This is a genomic window from Methylobacterium komagatae (assembly GCF_042661665.1).
Lineage (GTDB): Bacteria > Pseudomonadota > Alphaproteobacteria > Rhizobiales > Beijerinckiaceae > Methylobacterium > Methylobacterium komagatae.
In genome coordinates this window covers 1,771,679-1,791,061 of the sequence record NZ_JBHSWN010000001.1, presented here as the reverse complement: position 1 = coordinate 1,791,061, position 19,383 = coordinate 1,771,679, and the positions used below count along the sequence as shown (strand labels likewise).

The following is a 19,383-nucleotide window of genomic DNA, read 5'->3' as shown; positions in this document are numbered from 1 at the left end:
TTTAGTTAATTTGATACATTAAATAATTACTTTTGTCCCGTGATATATCGATATTGTAATTATGATATACATTAACTAGATATTTTTTGTTTTATCAATCGAAGACAATAAATGCCCCCTGCCAATAAATAAGAAAGATGAAACTTACGAGATCACGCGGCGGCAGGTTGTTCGGACCTCTTAGTGAACAGAGCGCCTGGCCCATTCGCTCAGGCTGATGGAGGTGATGCGCGGGGATCAGTCGACGAGCCCGTTGCAGGCGTCGCAGCAGAGGTCGAGGGCAATGGCGCTAGGATGATGACAACAACCGCGAGCTTCGTCGTGATGTGCCATCCAGCTTGATCGAGCAGCAGCGTGGCCTCAGCGGGCAAGGACTGGGTAACCTTTGACGTACAGCCAGTCGGTGGCTTGCGCCGGGGTGTGGCAGCCCAGACATTCCTGGCGATAGTCGAGCGTCTTGGTCTTGTCCGGGCTCCCTTTGTCGAACCATGCCCAGCCCCACCCGTCACCCCAAAGCGGATTGCCCGGGTAGCTGCCGCGATCGTCTTTCACCATCATGAACCAACCGGCTAGACCGGCGGCCCGACTCACCCGGCCGGTGGTCATGTCCTCGCTCTCGGCGTTGAACACCTCCTTCACCAAGACGGTGCCATTTTTGAACCGGCCGTTGGCTCGATACTCGTCGATCGCGCCCGGAGAGACGTAGACCGTATGCATCTCCTTCGAGCCTGGCACGGTATCGGAGGCGACAGCCCAGGTGCCGAGGAACTGGTAAGCCGCTCGATAGTCGAGAGGTAGACGCATGGTGCCGGCGACGTCGACCAGCCCAACCGACGCCCTCGGGGTTTCTGCAACGTTCGCGGACCGTACCTGTTGGGCGAGCAAGCCTGTCGCCGCGGCGAGCGTCGCTCCGCAGGTTAGAAGAAGAGTAGCCGAGGGAAGACGGCGACGGAACATATGATCCTCCACTGACAACGCCGAGCGCTTGGGCCCCTAGTTCTTGCCGACGCGCTCCAGCAAGCCACGCAGCACCGGGTAGTGCTGAATGAATACGAAATCCCGGCCGGCGTTTGCAGCATGGCAGGCATTGCAGGTCTCGACGGCCTTTACCTCGGTCGCCGAGGCGTATTGTGCCTCGGGCACGTGACCGAAGGAGAAGTAGGCCCATTGACCCGGTTCGTTCGCGAAGCGACGCGAGTCCTTCACAGCCGCCTCGAGACCGGCATACTCTGCCATGAAATAGCCTTTGCCGCTCGATTCCGTGATCGCGCCGTTTGCCGGGTCCGTCGTGCTGTTGATCTGCTGGCGCACGAGCTCCTTGACGATCACAGTACCTTCGCGGAACTCTCCCGTCCGTTTGAAGTGCTCCCAAGCAGTCGGCTCGACATAGACGATGTGAAACTCCGGGAATGGCGCCTCCGGTAGGTTGAGCCGGTTCGGCGTCAGCGGCGTGCCGATGAACGGCCACTCGCGCCAGCCGATCGGGCGCACCAGCCGGCCGTCCGGCAGGTACTCGGCGACGTACGGGGTCCGCCTGCCGTCGACCGTGTACGGCTGGGCCGGCGGACGACCGGATTCGGCCGCGGCCGCAGCCCGCTCCTGCGGCTGGTTCTGCCAGGCTGCGCCGCTTTGCTGCGGGGGTGGCGTCTGCCTAAGCTGCTCCGGGGTGCGCTCCTGCGACTGGGTCTGTCGGGGCTGCGGTTCGCCGCTCGGCTGGGGCGGCGGTACTTGCCCCGACCGCGCCGTACCGGCCGCGGGCGGCGGCGTGGTCTGCGCCTCGGGCTCTGGATCCCGCCACAGCCGACCATCAGGGCGACAGCCCCGGCCGTCCGAAGCAGCGTCCAGCGATGACGAGACATGAAGAACATTTTCGGATCCTCCGGATTGCGGCATGGCCCGAACGGCGCGTCAGGGCGAAGCTCGACGGTTCGGCACGCGCGCGTGTTCCTGGCCGGTTGCCGGGCCAGCCCGAGATATGAGGCACACGACCAGCCCTCTGCAAGATCACGCCCGGTTCGCAGGCGACGCGTAAGGGTGCCCGCGCCGACGCGCGATTGCGTTCACGAAAAAGAGGCGACGTTCACGATCCGGAGCATGGGTCAGGTCGACGCGATCCATGCCGCAGCGCAAAGCACAACGGACGCGGTCGGCGGTATCGCGGCGACGATCGCGCAGTCGAGTGGCACGGCGCGCGCCGTCGCCGCTGCCGCCGACGACCAGGATCAGGTCGGCCAGGAGATCGCCCGTGCCATCGCGAGTGCGGCCGAGCAGACCATCGCCGGGCGCATCGGGACGATGCGAGCGGCGGCCGCCTCCAACGGGGGTCCGAGCGGGCGCGGTGCGAGCGGACGCCGGGCAGCGAATCAGGGCTCTCACATCCCGCGGAGCGCGATACCAGCCTTTCCTGAACGCGTGCGCACAGCCTGAGCGACGTGCGACGAGGCTGCAGGTTCATATGCGGCCCTCGTCCGAACCGGGTTGCGCGCGCGATCGTCAGGCGGCTCGCGCGGCCTGTTCAGTCGCCGCGATCAGCTGCCGCAGATCGGCGACCGGCAGCGGACGGCTGAACAGGTAGCCCTGCATCTCGTCGCAACCCTCATGCTGCAGGTGATCGCGCTGCGCCGCGGTCTCGACACCTTCGGCCACTGTCGTGATGCCCAGATCGGCACCGAGTCCGGCCACCGCCCGCACGATCGCCGCGCAGTGGCGGTTGACACCGAGCTCGCGCACAAAGGACTGATCGATCTTGATCTTGTCGAAGGGAAACGTCCGGAGATAGCTCAAGGAGGAGTAGCCCGTCCCGAAATCGTCCATGGCGATGCGCACGCCGAGGTTGCGCAGCCGGTGTAGGACCGCCAGGTTGGCGTCGCTGTCGGCGAGCAGCACCGACTCCGTGATCTCCAGCTCCAGTCGGCTGGGATCGAGCCCGGCGTTCGCCAGGGCCGACACGACGGCCGGGACGAGGCTCTGCTGACGGAACTGCACGGGCGAGAGATTGACCGCGACCTTGATCTCGCCCGGCCAGGTTGCCGCCTCCCGGCACGCTTCGCGCAGGACCCATTCGCCGATCGGCGCGATCAGGCCGGTCTCCTCGGCGATCGGGATGAACTCGGCCGGCGAGACGAAGCCACGCTCGGGATGGCGCCAGCGCAGCAGCGCCTCGCAGGCGTTGATGCGGTTCTCCCGCAGGTTCAGGAGCGGCTGGTAGAACAGCTCCAAGGCGCCGGTGTTCAGCGCCTCGCGCAGCTCGCGCTCCAGCGTACGACGCGCCTGGATGCGGGCGTTCATCTCCGGCTCGAAGAACCGGAACGTGCCGCGTCGCTCCGCTTTGGCCTGATACAGCGCGAGGTCGGCGTTGTTGAGCAGAAGGTCCGGCGTGGTCCCGTCGCCCGGCAGCATCGCGATACCGAGGCTCGCTCCGATCACCACCTTCTGACCGATGATGGAGAACGGCTGCGCCAAGCACTCGACCAGGCGCGCGGCGAGCTGGCCCGCAGCTTCAGGCGACGGCGCGCTCGCCTGCAGGATGGCGAACTCGTCACCGCCGAAGCGGGCGACCAAGTCCTCCTCGCGCACGCAGTGCCGGAGGCGATCCGCCACCGCGCGCAGCAGCGCGTCGCCGGCTGCGTGTCCCAGCGTGTCGTTGACTGCCTTGAACCCGTCGAGATCGAGGCAGAGCACGGCCGCCGGCTCGGCATGACGATGCTGTCGCTCGAGCGCGTCGCTCAGACGTTCGCGGAAGCAGGCACGGTTCGGCAGGTCGGTGAGCGGGTCGTGGTGTGCCATGTGAGCGATCCGCGCCTCAACGGCGCGGCGCTCCGTCACGTCCTCGGCGATCCCGAGCAGGTACTGCGGTCGCCCTTCCTCGTCGCTCACGGCGAGCTTCTTGACGTGCAGGAGGCGCGTACCGTTGCCGCGCGTCTCGAATTGACGCTCCTCGACGATCGCGTCCCGACCGCTGGCGCGAAACAGCGCCGCGTCCTGATCCAGCACGGCCCGGGCCGTCGTGTGCTGAAACAGAGCATGCGACGGCCCTCCGATCAGTTCGTCGCGCGGCACGCCGAGCAGGGCCTCGCAGGCACGGTTGACGAGCAGGAGGCGGTGATCAACCGCATCCTGCACGTAGAGCATCGCGGGGATGTTCTCGATCACCGTGTCGAGGAAGCTGCGCGTGCGGCGCAGTTCCGCCTCGGCGAGCTGGCGCTCGGTGACGTCGATGCTCGCAGCGAGCACGGCCGGCCGGCCCCGCAGCATGAGCGGACGCACGTAAGGCAGGATCTGGATCACCGATCCATCCGCCTTGCAATGACGCCAGATCCGCTCGCCATCGTAGGGCTTCGTCCGGTTCGCGAAGACGATCTGCAGTTCGGCACGGTCCGCCTCCGGTCGGATGTCGTGGGCTGTCATCGCCAGGAAGCGGTCGCGGCTGTAGCCGTAGTGCTCGACGGCGGCGGTGTTGACGTCGAGGAAGCGCAAGGATCCGGCGTCCAAGACCCACATCGGAACCGGGTTGGCCTCGAACAACATCCGGAAGGAGGCTTCGCGGGTGCGCAGCCCGTGATGTCGACGAGGGTGACTACGAGCAGGTCGCCGAGTGGGGCTACGGCGATCTTGAGGTAGGATTCCGCATCGTCCCCGATGAATTCCAGCTCGAAATTGTCGCTTCCGCCGTTCTCGACGACACGGAACAGGCGAGCCGTGATCTCCTGCGCGTGATGACCCATGTAGACTTCGGAAAGATGCTGCCACAACAGGCTGTCCAACGACCGGCGCATCAGCTGCGCGGCGCCGGCGTTCAGGGTGACGATCTGCAGATCACACAGCTGTCCGTCCGCGTCGCGCACGGGCGCGAGGGCGAGAACCCCTTCCCGGGTCGACTGGTAGACTTGTTCGATGAGACTGGATCGGGTCTGGGGTTCGCTGACGTGGACGAGGGCGACCGGGAAGCCCCAGTGCGTGTGCAGGGGCAACGCGAGGATCTCGTGAACCTCGACGATGCCGTTCTCGACGCGGCTTGCAACCTGCCGCTCTGGCTGGCCGGTCCGGAGGGCGCGTCGCACGATTTGATCCAAGAGCCGCGCGCAGTCGCTCCGCTGGTGTCCGGCGGCATGACGGGGCGTCCCTTCGAGCCATGTAGCGACGGCTGATGCCGTTTGCAGGTGGACGAGATCTGGCCCGTCGAGGCGCACCAGCACCGTGCCATCGGCGAAACGACCGAGCGAGCCGAGAGCGATCTCTTCGTAAGGCGGCAACGCCATACCCGGCTTCCGAGCGGCATGCCAACGTTGGCTCAGGATGTGGGCAGCACTGCCCGCGAGTCCAGGCGGTCGTTGCTTGGTCTGAGGCGACATGGCGCGAAGAGCGTTCTGGCGGATGCGGGCGAATGACCGTTGGCCGAATTCGCTAAATATTTCTGAATAACCGATTGGATCGGTGACAAAAACCGCAGCGATAAGCCGGCTAGCGATATCTCTCAAGTCATGCGTGCGTGCGAAAATCCGCACCTGGAGCTCCTGAACACGGGTCTGTTACAGACATTCGACGTTTGAAACCGGAACGCGGAACATGAATCTTGATGATTTACACTCTGGATAGCCGTGCAGTCCTTGCCCGGCCTTCACAGCGTCCGAAAGCTCTTTCCCGCTCGCCCGCCCGGATCGGGACAGCGCGGCCGTCCCGATTTCCGTTCGTCGACGTCAGGCGTGGAAGGTGCATCGATCGTGCACGCCACATTCGGGGCTGCAGATCCAACCGACGGCGCTTTTCGACCGGTGCGAGGAATCGAACGGGCTCTCGATCACCTGCATGACGTTATGTGAAGGCGTCATCGCGCTGTCATGATGCACCTTCGTGATGTCTCCCCGACTTAAAAGCCGGGGCTTCCATGCCCGGACGGGCACGGCGTCTCACATCCGAGACGAGCGATATTCCGCGCGGCATTCTGGTCGCGCTCATGTTCTGATCCGCACTCGCCGCACGTCCACCGCCTGATGCTGAGACCGGCCAGCCCCGTGGGTCCACTGAGGCGCCCACAGAACGAACAGGTCCGTGTCGTGTTGGCTTCGTTCACCTCGGCGTAGGCGACCCCTGCGTGATCGCATTTGTACCGGAGCATGCCGCGTAGCGTAGACCATCCGGCGTCGAGCACGCTCTTCGCCATCCGGGTCTTCGTCATAGCCGAGGCCGACACGTCGCCGACCGTGATCTTGCGGGCGCGATCCACGAGCGCCCGAGAGAATTTGTGAAGCACATCCTTCCGCCGATTGGCGATCTTGGCGTGAATCGATTTGACCTGCCGCTTGCGCCTCTTGCGCTGCGCTTCGGCGAGCTTGGGTTCGAGGCAGCGATAGAACTGCGCCTGCTCAAGTCCTGTGCCGTCCGAGCACTTGGCGACGGACTTGAGCCCGAGATCGACGCCGATGTCATCGCGCCCGCGCCCCTGCGAACGGGGCACCTCGCACACGAGGTTGCAGTACCAACGGCCGCGCGCGTCTTGGCTGAAGTTGCCCGACTTGATCCGCCCCTCGACGGCGCGGTGCAGCCACAGGCGGAAGCGCTGGCCACGCAGGAGCACGGTTGTTCCGTCGAGGGCGATGTCTTGGTTCGTGAACGGCACCCACCCGAGCGCCCGCCTGGGCCCACGGCTCGCACGCCAGCGAAGCTTCGGACGGCGCGCAGCCTTCCGTTTTATGACGTACTGGTTGATCATCTCTTGCACGACCTGCGACGGAAGGCCGAGCAGCTTGCCACTGCCCTTGGTCAGAACGCGAAGCTGCTTCTTGGCCGCCCAGATCGGACCACGCTGTGCCGAGCGCATGCTGATCTCGTTAAAGTAGTTCCAGACCGTATTGACCGCATCGCCGAGCGCGATCAGCCGCTCGTCGCGTCCTTGACGCGGAAGCTGAAGGTCTTCAGAACCGTTTGGTCTGTAAGGGTGGTCACGCCCTTGACATAGGGCATCGAGACGGTTTGGTCTATGGAGCTTCGCACCGGGCGGCACGTCGTCTTCACCCTGCACGCCCACCTAGTGTTCACGACGAAGCGGCGGGGCAAGGTGCTGACCCGTGCGCACCTCGACCGGCTCCAAGCGATCTTCGCCAGCGTGTGTGCGGACTTCGAGGTCGAGTTGCGCGAGTTCAACGGCGAGCGGGACCACGTTCACCTGCTGGTGTTCTATCCGCCGAAGGTTCGGCTCTCGGAACTGGTCAACAGCTTGAAGGGAGTGTCGAGCCGCCTGCTGAAGAAGGAGTTCCCCGAGATCGCCTCGTTCTGGTCTGTCAGGAAGAGCCGAGGCGTGCTGTGGACACCGAGCTACTTCGCCGGGTCGGTGGGCGGCGCCCCGCTCTCGATCCTGAAGCAGTACATCGAGAACCAAGGTCGCTGATCGCGGCTGTCGCCGCGAGCGCGCCTACAACCTCTCCCTGAAAGAAGAGGGATTGGCGCGCGTTCCGCTAAGAGCGAAAGTCGAAACTCTACCCCGACACGTGGGTGAGAGCGTCGATGGCAGCTAGGATCTCGCGCCCTGGGTCCAGATCGGCGAAGGCCCGTGCCATCACACGAGCACGTTCGCGAAACCGCTGCTCCGTGAGCACCCTCTCGACGGCCCAACGCAAGGCGTCCACGGTCGGGCGGTTCGTCGCAAGATTCAAGCCGACGCCCGACCACTCGATCCGGGCTCCGACCTCGGCCTTGTCCTCGGTCAAGCCGGCGGAGACAATCGGAACGCCAGCGGCGAGAGCTTGTGAGACGCTTCCGTAGCCCCCGTTGGTTACCAGGAGATCGATTTTGGGGAGAAGCACGTCGAAAGGCAGAAAGGTGGCGACCCGGCCATTAGCCGGTATTTCACAGTGTATCTCCTCTACGGATCTCCCGCCAGTTGTTGCAACGATGAGAAGATCGTCGCGCCCCTCAAGCGCCTGGAGCGTCGGCTCAAGTAGTTCGCTGAAATCAGCGTTTGCGAGCGTGCCTTGTGTCACTAGGATGATGCTCTTGCCGCTCTCCAGATCCGGCCACCATTCCGGTACCGCGACCGCCATCGGCGTGGTCGGCAGCAGCCCGACAAAACGCAGTCCTGGAGGAAACGTACCGAAATCGTACTCGAACTCGCGGACGCTCGGCTGCAGGAATGCGTCGGGCAGTATCGCGAGCGATTGGGTCAACGAGGCTGGCAAAGGTCGCGCGCCGAGCCGGGCCAGGCGGGCGTCGGTGAGGGCGCGAACCGGTCGGACGAATGAGGCATCGAGACCCACCTTCAATGCGGCGTAGCGAGCACGCTCGATGTCGTCCCGGGCCGGGAGCAGCCCCATGCCGACCGGCGCATCGTCGGGACGGTCGAGGAACAGAAAGCTGATGTTGAGTACGATGATCGGAGGCCGGCACGTCGTCGCATCGAGAAGAAGCGGCAAGATCCCAAGAAACAGGCTGCCTGCCACGATCACATCCGGAGCCTCCGTCCGGATCGTCTCGCGCAGAACCGCGGCTTGCGTCGCCATCGGTTCGATGAAGCGGTGCTCGAATTCGTGCGTCCACCGCACCGGTCCAGGCGGCAGGTGCGGCTCCAGATAGGTCGCCGCACCCCTGTCTTCGTAAGCTGTGAGGCGCAAACCCGAAGATTCGACCTTCTGCCGAAACGAAGGATCGGTCACCACCAAGACGGTGTCGCCGCGCCTGGCCAGCAGTCGTCCCACAGCCAACAGGGGGTTGACGTGGCCCGTAAGGGGGCTGGCTGCAATCAAAACTTTCATGCCGACATCCGGCGCAATCCTCGATCAGGGTTAGTCACATTTATTTCGCGTGTGTCGCTCGGTCCGTTACCAGCGGTTCCGCAAGTATCGGCTGGCGCCTTCGCAATCGGCGTTGCGAAGTTCGGCCAAGGTGATGCGAACTCGCTCCTGCGGGGGAACCAGGAAGCCGCACCGCGTCCGTCGCTGGTCGGACGGCACGTGAAACAAGCCTTGTTCCATCGCATGTCAGGCGATCACCTCGAATGTGGCGCCTCATGCACGTGCGGCCGCCGCGCACGTCGCAACGGTGCCGCTCGCCATAGGACTGCGACCGATCTGAAATTGTCGACACGGGATATGCGGCGCAGCACCTGTTTTGGACGATAACGCACGCCAGTCCGCTTCCATGCCTGCCTTCGATCCGCAAAATCGAGCGGGAAATCGCGAAGATGGTAGGCTCGATGTCGTCGTCGCATGGGCTGCCGGTTCTCCAGGCCAGCGCGCGCTCAATCTTCGCCCGTGACATCCTGTGCGGAGTCGAAGGTCGCGTTGGATCCGGGTTCGATGGCCTTGGCCGCGTCCGCGCATCGACCGCGGTATGCGCTCGGATCGACGCCGTAGGCCGCCTTGAAGGCATGCGAGAAGTAGCTTCGACTGGTGTAGCCCACACTTGCGGCGATGACCTTCACGGGCATGGGCGACGTCGTCAGCAACTGTGCCGCGAGGCGCAGGCGGACCCGGTGCAGGTACTCGATGGGCCCCTCGCCGAAGATGGCGGAGAACCGCTCGGCGAACGCGGACCGGCTCATCCCGCAGAGTGCAGCGAGACTATCGACCGTGTGGGAGGCGCCGGGTGCGTCGAGGACCGCCGCGACGGCGCGCATGAGCCGCGGATCCCGCAGCGCCGCGAAGATTGGCGAACTGGTACCCCGCTCCTTCAGGTGAACCCGCAGCAGAATGGCGAGGCACTGCCTCATCAGCGCGCTCGTCACCTCCTGCGTGCCGAGTCCGGGCTGGACCAACTCCTCGATCATGAAGGCGAAGGCGTGCCGCAGTCGGTCGTTGCCCGACAGGTCCTCGATCAATGCGCCCTGCAGGCGGTCGAAGAGGCCGAGCGCGCCGGCGTAACTGGCCGAGATCGCGCCGCAAGCCACGAGGATGTCGCGACTGCCGTCGCCGGCCGTCAGCGCGACGAGGCCGTCGGGAAGCACCCTGAGCGCATCTCGAGCTGTAACCGTGTGCATGGCCCCGGCGAAACCGAGGGAGTGAGGAACGCCGCGCGGCGGAATCACCATGCTGTTCGGCCCGAAGGCCACGGGCTCCTGGTCGCCGACGACGATAGTCCCGGTGCCTGACAAGACATAATGGACGAGCAGGGCGTCAGCGATGCCCTGCTTCCGCAATCGCCACCCCGATTGAATCTCGCAGAATGCGAAGGCATGAACCCTCACCGTCAAAGTCGATAGTAATTTGACTAATACATGATCTGACATGTGTGCCGACCGAATCAAAGCGCAACGGATTTAAACGATATCGTGCCGGAAGACGAAATGAATTAGGAGTTGTAGCATGATACAACAAACCACACCCGTGAAGCACGCACGCAGCATAAGCCACGCTGGGATGCTCGACGTCCTTCCACGCGATCACGGTTCATGTCCGTGTTGAGAGGCAACCCTGGAACTGCGCCGACGCAGTCCACAGCTGTGCCTCGCCGGCTGCATCCCTGGCCGGTACGGGTCATGCACTGGACGAACGCCGCGGCGATGGTGGTGCTGATCGGGTCCGGCTGGGGCATCTACGACGATTCCGTCATCATCCACGGCATCTATTTCCCCAAGTCGGCCCGGATCGGATCCTGGGCGGCCGAGAGCCTGCTCTGGCACTTCGCCGCCATGTGGGTGCTGGTCGCCAACGGCGCCGCCTATCTCGTCTACGGCGTCGCGACCGGGCGCCTGCGCGAGCGCCTCCTGCCGATCCGTCCGCGCGAAATCGTGCAGACCGTCCGCGACACGTTGCGGCTCAAGCTCGCGCACGAGGACCTCACGACCTACAACGCCGTCCAGAAGATCCTCTACATCGTCGCCATCCTGGCCGGCATCGGCCAGGTCGTCAGCGGCCTGGCCATCTGGAAGCCGGTCCAGTTCTCCGGGCTCGTCGCGCTGCTCGGCGGGTTCCAGGGCGCGCGCCTCGTCCACTTCGCCGGCATGGCGGTGCTGGTCGGCTTCCTCGTCGTTCACGTCGTGCTGTCCCTGCTCGTGCCGCGAACGCTGTGGGCGATGCTGACCGGCGGCCCCGTACGCCGCCCGGCCCTCCCTGCCACGGCGCGGGAGGCGACGCGATGAGGTCGCCGTTCCGCCCCCTCAAGGTGCCGGATCCCGGCATCCTCGACGACCACCGCGCTTTGGTCCGGAGGATCGAGCGTCGCGGCCTCCTGCGGGGCGGCCTGTCGCTCGGCGCGCTCACGATGTTGACCGGCTGCGACGTGACGGACACGAGCGCGGTCGGGCGGGCGCTCCGTGCCATGTCCGACTTCAACGACGGCGTCCAGGCCGCCCTTTTCGATCCCCGAAAGCTCGCGCCCGAGTATCCGGGGTCCCAGGTGCTGAAGCCGCCGCGCTTCAACGCCTACTACGACGTCGAGGACGTCAAGCCGATCGACGGCGACGCGTGGCGGCTGGAACTCGCCGGGTTGATCTCCGACAAGCGGCCCTGGACGCGCCGCCGGATCGCGGAGCTGCCCGAGCGCGAGATCATCATTCGCCACGTCTGCGTCGAGGGCTGGGACTACATCGGGCAGTGGTCGGGCGTACCGCTCCGGGCGTTCCTGGAGCGCGTCGGCGCCGACCTCACCGCCAAGTACGTCGCCTTCAAGACGGCGGACGACTACCCGAGCAGCATCGACATGGCGACCGCGCTGCACCCCCAGACACTGCTCGCGACCAGATACGCCCGCGAAGAATTGCCTGACCCGTATGGATACCCGCTGCGCCTGCGCATGGCGGTCAAGCTCGGCTACAAGAATCCGAAGTGGATCACGGTCATCGAAGTCACCAACACCTACCCCGGCGGATACTGGGAGAGCCGCGGCTTCGGCTGGTTCGCAGGCCTATGAGCGTCCGCGCGATCCGGTGCGCCGTCGGCACCTGCCTGCTCACGCTGGCGCTCTCCGCATCGGCGCAGGCGCAGACGCCGGGCCCCTCCCCGGCCCCCGACCACATGCCGAAGCCCGGCATGACCGCGCCCGAGATGGCGGGTCGCGCGGCGGACCGGTTTCCGCAGCCGGTGCGCGTCGGCGACCTCGCCGGCCGCCTCCTGCTCCGGCCGGAGGAGTCCCAGTCCGTCCTCGGCCGCGTCACGGGGCTCGTGCGCCGCGGCGACGGCGCGGGCGAGATGGCCGTGCGCCTCGACGGTGCGTTGGGGCTGGGCTGGCTAGGCCTGCGAGCGGTCGCCTGGAGCGGATTCGGGTCCCGGCTCGTGGCCGTGCCGGTGGAGGCGGTGGCGCTCCTGGGCGAGCACGTCGCCCTCATGGGCCTGACGCCCGAGCGCCTGCGCGCGCTGCCGACCTTCACGCCCGGTTCCGCCACCGAGATACCGCCGGACGAGACGATCCGCCTCGGGATCGTCCGCCCCTTCCATTGACCACGCGGGAGCCTTCTACATGGCACGAGGACCGACCTCCGGACCGGCCCCCACCTGCGCGATCGGGGTGATGGCGAAAGCGCCGCGAAGCGGGCGCTCCAAGACGCGGCTGTGCCCGCCGCTGACCCTCGACGACGCAGCGGCTCTGAGCGCCGCCTTCCTGCGCGACACGACCGCCAACATCCAAGAGGCGGCCCGCGCCGCGCCGATTGCCGCCTACGCGGCTTTCGCGCCGCCGGGCGCGGAGGCTCTGGTGATCCCCCATCTTGCGCGGGGAACCGACCTCGTCCTGGCGGATGGAAGCGTCACAACCGCGGCGCAGGTCGAGGGCTTCGGCCGTTGCCTGCTGCAGGCCGTCCAGGGCATGCTGGCGCACGGTCACGCGGCGGCCTGCGTGCTGAGCTCCGACATCCCGACCCTGCCGACGCGGCTCCTGATCCAGGCGGCCCGGATCCTGCTCGAACCGGGCGAGCGGGGCGTGTTCGGCGCCTGCGACGACGGCGGCTACTACATCCTCGGCCTCAAGCAGGCCCATGCCCGCCTGTTCGCCGACATCGCCTGGAGCACCGACACCGTCGCCGAAGCGACCCGCGCCCGGGCGCGCGAGATCGGCCTCGATCTCGTCGAGCTGGAGCCCTGGTACGACGTCGACGACGCGGCCTCGCTCGCGCGGCTCGCCGCCGACAGGACCGGCTACGCGGCCCCGGCGACGCGCTCGGTCCTGGCGCGGCTCGCGCGCGCGTCGGAGTTGGTGCCGGCATGATCCGGCTTCTCGCCAGCCCCGCTCATCGGCTCGCGGCCCTCGGCCTCCTGCTTCTGGCCGTCACTGTCGGCGCGCTGGCGATCCAGGTGCCGGGCGCCGACACCGTCGGCGCGGCGCCCCAATCCAACGCCTTCATCGGCGTGGTCGCGGTCGGCCTCGCGGTCTACCTCCTCGCCGTGCGCCTCGTGTTGCGGGAGCGGCTGCCGCGCGCGGCCCTATGGACGATCCTCGGCATCGCCGTGCTGCTGCGGGCCGCTTTGCTGCCGGCGCTGCCGTTCCTGTCGACCGACATCTACCGCTACGTCTGGGACGGGCAGGTCCAGGCCGCCGGAATCAACCCCTACCGCTACATCCCGGCCGACCCCGCCCTCGAGCGGCTGCGCGACCCGGCGGTCTACCCGCTGATCAACCGCAAGGACTACGCTCGTACGATTTACCCGCCCGCGGCGCAGCTGGTCTTCGCCGCCGTCGGGCAGGTATCGCACAGCGTCACCGGGATGAAGCTGGCGATGTTGGGTTTCGAGGCCCTGGGCATGCTGGCCATGCTCGCGGTTCTGCGCGGCGCCGGCTTGCCTTCGGCCCGCATCCTGATCTACGCCTGGAATCCGCTGGCCCTGTGGTCCTTCGCGCGCGACGGGCACGTCGATGCCGTGGCGATCGGCCTCCTCGGCATCGCGTTGCTGGCCCGCACCCGTCGTCGGTACGGGCTCGCGGGCGCGCTCCTGGGCGCGGCGACGCTGGTGAAGGTTCTGCCTGTCGCGGTCGCGCCCGCCTTCGTCCGTGGAGGCCGGCTGTGGCGGCCTATGCTCGCCGGGGTGGCCGTGATCGCCGTCCTGTACCTGCCCTACCTCGCTGCCGGCCCGAACGTGTTCGGTTTCGCCGGCGGCTACGGGGCCGAGGAGGGCTACGACACCGGCGTGGGCTACTGGCTGCTCGCCGGTCTCGGGCATCTCGGGCTCAGCCCCCGAGCCTGCTGCGGACCTACCTGGTCTGCGCCGGACTGACGCTCGCCGCCCTCGCGCTCCGGATCGCCTTCGGCCCGAACCGGCAGACCGCGCCCGACGCGGTCGCGCTGTGCCGCGATGCCGGGCTCCTCGCAGCCCTCACCACCTGCGCGGCGAGCCCACACTACGCTTGGTACTATCCCTGGCTGGCGCTGCCCGCGGTGGTCGCGCCGGCCCCGGCCCTGATCTGGCTCGGCTCGGCGCCGATCCTGTTCCTGATCGACCCGTTCGACGACCGCTTCCTGTGGCCGTCGCTGGTCTTCGTCCCGGCCCTCTTCCTAGCCGCCCGCTCCCTGCGGCAGGCCTGCACCGCACCCCTCTCCGCTCTCCCGGAAGGAACCGCACCATGACGGCCTCAGCCGCAGTGAAGGACCCGCGCCGCTACTTCGAGGCGGTCGGCCCCGACCGCGCCTCCGAGGCCTTGGCGCCGCCGGTCTGCCTCTATCTGGAGGTCACGAACCGCTGCAACCTGCTGTGCGAGACCTGCCCGCGCACCTTCGAGACCCTGGAGCCCCCGGCCGACATGAGCTGGGCGCTGTTCAGCCGGATCGTCGACCAGGTTCCGGACGTCGCCCGGGTCGTGCTCCACGGGGTCGGCGAGCCGATGCTGGTGAAGGACCTGCCGCGGATGGTCCGCTACCTCAAGGACCGCGGCACCTACGTCCTGTTCAACACCAACGGCACCCTGATGCAGCCGAGGCGCTTTCAGGAGCTGATCGATACCGGGCTCGACGAGCTGCGCGTCTCCCTCGATGCCGCCGACCGGGCCTCGTACCGCCGGGTGCGGGGCAAGGACTTCTTCGACCGCATCGTGCGCGACGTCGGCAAGTTCGTCGCGTTCCAGAAGGCGACCGGCGCCGCGACCCCCCGGGTCTCGCTCTGGCTCACGGGCCTCAAGGAGACCGTGGACCAGCTCCCGACCTTCGTGCGGCTCGCCGCCGAGATGGGCGTGACCGAGGTGCACCTGCAGCGCCTCGTCTTCGACGAGGCCGGGTACGGTATGGCCCGCGCCGACCTGTCGCTGTTCGAGAGCACCCAGGCGGCGGAGGCCGCCGCCATCGCCGAGGCCGAGGCCATCGGCCGTTCGCTAGGGGTGACGCTCGACGCCTCGGGCGCGACCGAGCCCGGAATCAGCCTGAAGCGTCAGGAGGACCGCGCCTGGGCCACCTGTCGGCGACCCTGGTCCCTGATGTACGTCACCGCCCACGGTCGGGCGCTGCCCTGCTGCATCGCGCCGTTCTCGGTGCGCGGCTATTCCAACTACACGCTGGGCGACGCCACGCAGGCCACGCTCCGGGAGATCTGGAACGGCGCGGCCTATCGCGACTTCCGGACGTCGCTCCTCTCCGACGTGCCGCCCGCCCCGTGCCGGAACTGCGGCCTGCGCTGGAGTCTCTGAGCGATGCATCCGGTCAGCATCGTCATCCCGACCCTGAACGAGGCCGAAGCGATCGGCGCGGTGATCCGCGAGATCCCGCCGGCCTACGCGGCGGACGTCGTCGTCGCCGACAGCGGCTCGACCGACGGGACGCAGGACGTCGCCCGGGCCGCGGGCGCCCGGGTGATCGAGGCCGGACGCGGCTACGGCCGGGCCTGCGCGCTCGGGGCGGCCGCGGCCGATCCGGCCTCGCGCGTGATCGTCTATCTCGACGGCGACGGCGCGGATCGCGGCGACCTGATCGACCGGATCGCCGGGCCGGTGCTCGCCGGCCGCCACGACCTCGTCCTCGCCTCGCGCACGCTGGGCAGCCGCGAGCCCGGATCGATGCTCTGGCACCAAGTGCTCGCCGGCCGGCTCGCCGGCCTCGGCATCGGCCTACGCTACGGCGTCCGATACACCGACATGTGCGCCTACCGCGCCATCGACCGCGCCGTGCTGCGGGCCCTCGCCCTGCGCGAGCCGACCTACGGCTGGAACATCGAGATGCAGATGCAGGCCGCGCGAGCCGGCCTGCGCATCCGCGAGGTGCCTATGCCCTACCGGCGCCGGTTGGGCGGATCCTCGAAGGTCGCGGGTTCGCTCGGTGGGACGATGCGGGCCGCCGCTCGGATCGGCGCGACCTACCTGCGCGTCGCCGCCGGCTCGGAGCGGCGCGCGTGAGGCCGGCGATGGCGCTCAAGGACGACGCTGCACCGGGCCTTTGGGCCGGCGCCCGGACGGAGGCGCCCGGCCCCGATACGGACCACGGGATCGCGCCCGCAGGGTCGTTCGCGCTGGCGGCGTACCTGGATCGCTGGTCGGCCTGCGCGCATCACGACCTCGCCGCCTCGGACTCGGAGCCGCTGTCGCTCGCCGCCTTGCTGCGCCTTGCCGGCCCGGAGGATCGTCGGCGCTGGCGGAGGGCCGACCTCGGCTACGCCGACCCGCGCGGCGCCTCCTGGCTGCGCGCCACGATCGCCGGCTGCTACCGCCGGCTCGCTGCCGACGACGTGCTGGTCAGCGCAGGGGCGCAGGAAGCAGTGGCCTGCGTGCTGAGTGCGCTGCTCGGTCCGGCCGATCACGCGGTGGTGGTGGTGCCGATCTACCAACCCTCGGAGCTCGTCGTGTCGCGGCTGTGCGCGGCCGATGGCGTCGCCCTCCGACCGGAACCGGCCTGGACCCTCGATCTCGACGGGCTGGTCGCCGCCATCCGGCCGAACACGCGGCTGGTGCTGATGAATTTTCCCAACAGCCCGACCGGCGCGTCGCTGGATCGAACGACTCTGGAGAGGCTGGTCGACCTCTGTCGCCGACACGGGCTCTGGCTCGTCAACGACGAGGTCTATCGCCAGACGGACCTCGACCCGGGCCGAGCCGTCCCACCCGTCGTCGACGTGTACGAGCGCGGGATCTCCATCAACGGGTTGTCGAAGGGCTTCGGGCTTCCGGGCCTGCGCGTCGGCTGGGCCGCCTGTCGCGACCGCGGGGCGCTCGACCGCGTCCTCGCGGTCAAGAGCCTGCTGTCGAGCTCGCCTCGCCGGACCGAGCGAGATCCTGGCGCAGGTCGCGCTGCGGGCCGAGCAGCGCCTGACCGGCCGCGCCCGCGCGATCGGGCGGCGCAACCACCACCGTCTGCGTGCTCTGCTCGATCGCTACCCGAACCTGTTCGATCCGGAAGAACCGACGAATCTCGCCTTCGCCTGCCCCCGCTTCCGTGGGCGAGAGGGTGCGACCGAGTTCTCGAAGGCTCTCGCGTCCGAGGACGGCGTCCTCGTGCTGCCCTCCGCGTTGTGGCACTCGGCGCTGGCGCCGGTCCCCACGGACCGCCTGCGCCTCGGCCTCGGTCGCGTCGGCAGCGGCGCGGCGCTCGGGATCCTCGGGGATCATCTGCAGCGGCGCGCCGGCCGATGAGTGCCGAGATCGGACGCGACCGGAGCATCGAGCACCCCGGTTCCGTTCCTCCGGGCGCGGCCCCAGCCGCTTCCCCGAGGCTCACCGGGCTCGGCGGCCTATCCGCACCACCCACGGAGGCCGAACGCCTCGGCGCCTGCGACGTGGCGCCCGTCCCTGCCGCCCGGGCTTCGGGGCGCACGGAGATTCCGTTTCTTGCCCCCCTCGACGGAGACGCCGACGTCGCGATCCGGGCGCGGATGACCTCCGTCGCCGTCGCCGGAGGGCGGACGCTGTTCGAGGAGGGGGACGAGGCCGACGCCCTCTACACGCTCGTGAGCGGCGCGGTCGGCCTCTCGATCCGCGACCCGCGCGACGGCAGCGTGCGCCGCCTCATCCGACTCGCCCCTCCGGATACCGTGGGCGAACTCGCCCTGCTCACCGGCGAGCCGCGCTCGGTCACGGCAACGGCCCTGCGCGATACGCACCTCCTGCGGCTCTCCCGCGCGTCGTTCGAGGATCTGATCGCCGCCCATCCCGGGACGCTGCTCTATTTCGCCCGGATCCTGGCCGCGCGGCTGCGCACCGCCCATACGGGCGTGACCCTGAGCCATGCGCCGCGGAGCTTCGCCGTCCTGGCGGTGACCGAGGGCCTCAAGGCGACGGCCTTCGGCGAGCGGCTGGCGCAGGCCCTCGATGCCGCGCTGCCGGGGCGGACCGGCTGCCTCTCCGAATGGCCCCCCGAGGCCGACGAGGCGTGGTTCCACCGCTACGAGCAAACGCACGACCGCACGGTCTTCGTCGCCCACCAGATCGACTGCCCCTGGTGCCGGCTCTGCCTGCGCCACGCCGACCACGTCCTGTTGCTGGCCGAGCCAGGCGCGCCGCCACGGCCCGGCGCCGCGGACTATCTCGCTTCGATCCGCTCCGACTGGATCCGCATGGACCTCGCCGTGGCGCAGCCCGCCGAGGCGCGCCTGCCGCGCCCTCTGCATCCCGACGTCGCCGCGCTGCCCTTCTCCCTGCGGCTCCAGGTTCGCGAGAACCACGGTGGCGACTTCGCCCGGCTTGCCCGGATCGCGTCCGGCCATGCCCGCGCCCTCGTCCTCGGCGGCGGCGGCGCCCGCGGCCTCGCCCATCTCGGCGTTCTGCGGGCGCTCGGCGAGGCCGGGCTCGACATCGATCTCGTCGGCGGCACCAGCATGGGCTCGATCCTGGCCGCCAGCGTCGCCCTTGACTGGAGCCTCGACGCGATCGAGACCCACACGGTGGCTTCCTTCGTCGGACGCAACCCCCTCGACGACTACACCCTGCCGTTCCACGCCCTGACGCGCGGGGCCAAGGTGGATGCGGGGTTGGCCGAGCGGTTCGGCGATGCCCGCGTCGAGGATCTCTGGCGCCCGTTCTTCTGCGTGTCCTCGAACCTCACGACCGGCACCGCAATGGTCCACTGGGCGGGCCCCCTCGACCGGGCGATCCGCGCCAGCATCGCCATTCCCGGCCTGCTGCCCCCGGTGGCGAGTGCGGACGGCATCCTCGTGGACGGCGGCATGATGAACAACCTGCCTGCCGACGTGATGGCCGATCTCGACCGCGGGCCGGTTCTCGCCGTGGATGTCGGCAGCGACGCCGCCTTCCAGGTCATGCCGCGGCAGGGCCGGAGCGCGCAGGCGTTCCGGCGCCTCCTCGGCATCTCGGACCAGCTCCCCGGCATCGCGCACCTGCTCCTGCGCTCCGCGATGGTGTCGAGCGACGCCCAGACCATGGCGGCCGTCACCCGGGCTGCGGTCCTGCTCAAGCCCTCCTTGGCCGGGGTCGATCTGCGGGCGTGGTCGAGCTTCGAGACGACGGCCGAACTCGGCTATCGCTGCGCCCGGGAAGCGCTGGAGTCGGGCCGCCTGGGAGCCTGGACATGAGCCGCTCCGATGTTCGGGCAGGCGC

19 protein-coding genes and 1 pseudogene are annotated in these 19,383 nt (G+C 68.1%); 12 read left to right on the top strand and 8 right to left on the bottom strand.

Annotation, left to right across the window (positions count from 1 at the left end):
- Positions 1-360 precede the first annotated feature (360 nt).
- A complete protein-coding gene (locus tag ACFQE0_RS08735) occupies positions 361-957 on the bottom strand; it encodes a cytochrome P460 family protein (RefSeq protein ID WP_051975887.1) in 597 nt (198 codons plus the stop codon).
- Between the two features lie 36 nt (positions 958-993).
- Entirely contained in the window at positions 994-1,893 is a 900-nt protein-coding gene (locus tag ACFQE0_RS08730) for a cytochrome P460 family protein (RefSeq protein WP_378968840.1), read from the bottom strand.
- A gap of 201 nt (positions 1,894-2,094) precedes the next feature.
- Between ACFQE0_RS08730 and ACFQE0_RS08725 the strand changes: the two genes are divergently transcribed.
- Entirely contained in the window at positions 2,095-2,427 is a 333-nt protein-coding gene (locus ACFQE0_RS08725; protein ID WP_043378319.1) for a hypothetical protein, read from the top strand.
- A 66-nt stretch (positions 2,428-2,493) separates the two neighbouring features.
- Here the strand turns inward: ACFQE0_RS08725 and ACFQE0_RS08720 are convergent, their stop codons facing one another.
- The 3 genes from ACFQE0_RS08720 to ACFQE0_RS08710 all read right to left on the bottom strand — a co-directional run bounded on the left by ACFQE0_RS08720 (position 2,494) and on the right by ACFQE0_RS08710 (position 7,000).
- Positions 2,494-4,500 (bottom strand): putative bifunctional diguanylate cyclase/phosphodiesterase, encoded by a 2,007-nt coding sequence (locus tag ACFQE0_RS08720; protein WP_378968837.1) that lies wholly within the window; start codon positions 4,498-4,500, stop codon positions 2,494-2,496.
- Positions 4,404-5,504, bottom strand: a complete 1,101-nt coding sequence (locus ACFQE0_RS08715; RefSeq protein ID WP_378968835.1) for a PAS domain-containing protein — start codon at positions 5,502-5,504, stop codon at positions 4,404-4,406. Before ACFQE0_RS08715 ends, ACFQE0_RS08720 begins: the two co-directional genes overlap by 97 nt.
- A gap of 362 nt (positions 5,505-5,866) precedes the next feature.
- On the bottom strand, positions 5,867-7,000 hold the full coding sequence (locus tag ACFQE0_RS08710; protein WP_230365910.1) for an RNA-guided endonuclease InsQ/TnpB family protein: 1,134 nt from the start codon (positions 6,998-7,000) through the stop codon (positions 5,867-5,869).
- Between ACFQE0_RS08710 and tnpA the strand changes: the two genes are divergently transcribed.
- Positions 6,977-7,384: an IS200/IS605 family transposase gene (tnpA, locus tag ACFQE0_RS08705; protein WP_043378321.1), complete on the top strand. Its 408-nt coding sequence runs from the start codon at positions 6,977-6,979 to the stop codon at positions 7,382-7,384. The genes ACFQE0_RS08710 and tnpA overlap by 24 nt on opposite strands.
- A gap of 88 nt (positions 7,385-7,472) precedes the next feature.
- On the opposite strand, the gene ACFQE0_RS08700 is transcribed toward tnpA, so the two are convergent.
- Together ACFQE0_RS08700 and ACFQE0_RS08695 are read right to left on the bottom strand one after the other, a co-directional pair.
- Complete coding sequence (locus ACFQE0_RS08700; RefSeq protein WP_043378323.1) at positions 7,473-8,744, bottom strand: glycosyltransferase; 1,272 nt, start codon at positions 8,742-8,744, stop codon at positions 7,473-7,475.
- Positions 8,745-9,229: 485 nt separating this feature from the next.
- Entirely contained in the window at positions 9,230-10,216 is a 987-nt protein-coding gene (locus ACFQE0_RS08695) for an AraC family transcriptional regulator (protein ID WP_043378325.1), read from the bottom strand.
- Between the two features lie 162 nt (positions 10,217-10,378).
- Here ACFQE0_RS08695 and ACFQE0_RS08690 point away from each other — a divergent pair, with 162 nt between their 5' ends.
- From ACFQE0_RS08690 to ACFQE0_RS08650, 9 genes and pseudogenes are all read left to right on the top strand, one after another.
- Positions 10,379-11,068, top strand: a complete 690-nt coding sequence (locus tag ACFQE0_RS08690; RefSeq protein WP_051975891.1) for a cytochrome b/b6 domain-containing protein — start codon at positions 10,379-10,381, stop codon at positions 11,066-11,068.
- Complete coding sequence (locus ACFQE0_RS08685; protein ID WP_043378328.1) at positions 11,065-11,838, top strand: molybdopterin-dependent oxidoreductase; 774 nt, start codon at positions 11,065-11,067, stop codon at positions 11,836-11,838. The genes ACFQE0_RS08690 and ACFQE0_RS08685 overlap by 4 nt, the downstream gene beginning before the upstream one ends.
- A complete protein-coding gene (locus ACFQE0_RS08680; protein ID WP_043378331.1) occupies positions 11,835-12,365 on the top strand; it encodes a hypothetical protein in 531 nt (176 codons plus the stop codon). Before ACFQE0_RS08685 ends, ACFQE0_RS08680 begins: the two co-directional genes overlap by 4 nt.
- Before the next feature lie 19 nt (positions 12,366-12,384).
- Positions 12,385-13,128, top strand: coding sequence for a TIGR04282 family arsenosugar biosynthesis glycosyltransferase (locus ACFQE0_RS08675; protein WP_043378332.1), 744 nt, complete (start codon positions 12,385-12,387; stop codon positions 13,126-13,128).
- A complete protein-coding gene (locus tag ACFQE0_RS08670) occupies positions 13,125-14,132 on the top strand; it encodes an MptA/MptB family glycosyltransferase (RefSeq protein WP_378968828.1) in 1,008 nt (335 codons plus the stop codon). The genes ACFQE0_RS08675 and ACFQE0_RS08670 overlap by 4 nt, the downstream gene beginning before the upstream one ends.
- A gap of 161 nt (positions 14,133-14,293) precedes the next feature.
- Entirely contained in the window at positions 14,294-14,482 is a 189-nt protein-coding gene (locus ACFQE0_RS08665; RefSeq protein WP_378968825.1) for a hypothetical protein, read from the top strand.
- Positions 14,479-15,531: a radical SAM protein gene (locus tag ACFQE0_RS08660; protein WP_043378338.1), complete on the top strand. Its 1,053-nt coding sequence runs from the start codon at positions 14,479-14,481 to the stop codon at positions 15,529-15,531. The genes ACFQE0_RS08665 and ACFQE0_RS08660 overlap by 4 nt, the downstream gene beginning before the upstream one ends.
- Before the next feature lie 3 nt (positions 15,532-15,534).
- Positions 15,535-16,233 (top strand): glycosyltransferase family 2 protein, encoded by a 699-nt coding sequence (locus ACFQE0_RS08655; protein ID WP_043378343.1) that lies wholly within the window; start codon positions 15,535-15,537, stop codon positions 16,231-16,233.
- 8 nt (positions 16,234-16,241) lie between these two features.
- A pseudogene (locus ACFQE0_RS08650) lies at positions 16,242-17,009 on the top strand (aminotransferase class I/II-fold pyridoxal phosphate-dependent enzyme); the annotation flags it as partial.
- A 52-nt stretch (positions 17,010-17,061) separates the two neighbouring features.
- On the opposite strand, the gene ACFQE0_RS08645 reads toward ACFQE0_RS08650, so the two are convergent.
- Entirely contained in the window at positions 17,062-17,439 is a 378-nt protein-coding gene (locus ACFQE0_RS08645; protein WP_378975735.1) for a hypothetical protein, read from the bottom strand.
- Between the two features lie 263 nt (positions 17,440-17,702).
- Between ACFQE0_RS08645 and ACFQE0_RS08640 the strand changes: the two genes are divergently transcribed.
- Complete coding sequence (locus ACFQE0_RS08640; RefSeq protein ID WP_210274612.1) at positions 17,703-19,358, top strand: patatin-like phospholipase family protein; 1,656 nt, start codon at positions 17,703-17,705, stop codon at positions 19,356-19,358.
- Positions 19,359-19,383 lie beyond the last annotated feature (25 nt).

Excerpts from the sequence above, each read along its gene's own strand:
- tnpA (WP_043378321.1), top strand. The coding sequence starts at position 6,977 with ATGGAGCTTCGCACCGGGCGGCACGTCGTCTTCACCCTGCACGCCCAC.
- ACFQE0_RS08695 (WP_043378325.1), bottom strand. The coding sequence starts at position 10,216 with ATGTCAGATCATGTATTAGTCAAATTACTATCGACTTTGACGGTGAGG.
- ACFQE0_RS08685 (WP_043378328.1), top strand. The coding sequence starts at position 11,065 with ATGAGGTCGCCGTTCCGCCCCCTCAAGGTGCCGGATCCCGGCATCCTC.
- ACFQE0_RS08675 (WP_043378332.1), top strand. The coding sequence starts at position 12,385 with ATGGCACGAGGACCGACCTCCGGACCGGCCCCCACCTGCGCGATCGGG.
- ACFQE0_RS08645 (WP_378975735.1), bottom strand. The coding sequence starts at position 17,439 with ATGATCCCCGAGGATCCCGAGCGCCGCGCCGCTGCCGACGCGACCGAG.
- ACFQE0_RS08725 (WP_043378319.1), top strand. The coding sequence starts at position 2,095 with ATGGGTCAGGTCGACGCGATCCATGCCGCAGCGCAAAGCACAACGGAC.
- ACFQE0_RS08690 (WP_051975891.1), top strand. The coding sequence starts at position 10,379 with ATGTCCGTGTTGAGAGGCAACCCTGGAACTGCGCCGACGCAGTCCACA.
- ACFQE0_RS08655 (WP_043378343.1), top strand. The coding sequence starts at position 15,535 with ATGCATCCGGTCAGCATCGTCATCCCGACCCTGAACGAGGCCGAAGCG.
- ACFQE0_RS08640 (WP_210274612.1), top strand. The coding sequence starts at position 17,703 with ATGACCTCCGTCGCCGTCGCCGGAGGGCGGACGCTGTTCGAGGAGGGG.
- ACFQE0_RS08680 (WP_043378331.1), top strand. The coding sequence starts at position 11,835 with ATGAGCGTCCGCGCGATCCGGTGCGCCGTCGGCACCTGCCTGCTCACG.
- ACFQE0_RS08730 (WP_378968840.1), bottom strand. The coding sequence starts at position 1,893 with ATGCCGCAATCCGGAGGATCCGAAAATGTTCTTCATGTCTCGTCATCG.
- ACFQE0_RS08670 (WP_378968828.1), top strand. The coding sequence starts at position 13,125 with ATGATCCGGCTTCTCGCCAGCCCCGCTCATCGGCTCGCGGCCCTCGGC.
- ACFQE0_RS08720 (WP_378968837.1), bottom strand. The coding sequence starts at position 4,500 with ATGTGGGTCTTGGACGCCGGATCCTTGCGCTTCCTCGACGTCAACACC.
- ACFQE0_RS08660 (WP_043378338.1), top strand. The coding sequence starts at position 14,479 with ATGACGGCCTCAGCCGCAGTGAAGGACCCGCGCCGCTACTTCGAGGCG.
- ACFQE0_RS08735 (WP_051975887.1), bottom strand. The coding sequence starts at position 957 with ATGTTCCGTCGCCGTCTTCCCTCGGCTACTCTTCTTCTAACCTGCGGA.
- ACFQE0_RS08700 (WP_043378323.1), bottom strand. The coding sequence starts at position 8,744 with ATGAAAGTTTTGATTGCAGCCAGCCCCCTTACGGGCCACGTCAACCCC.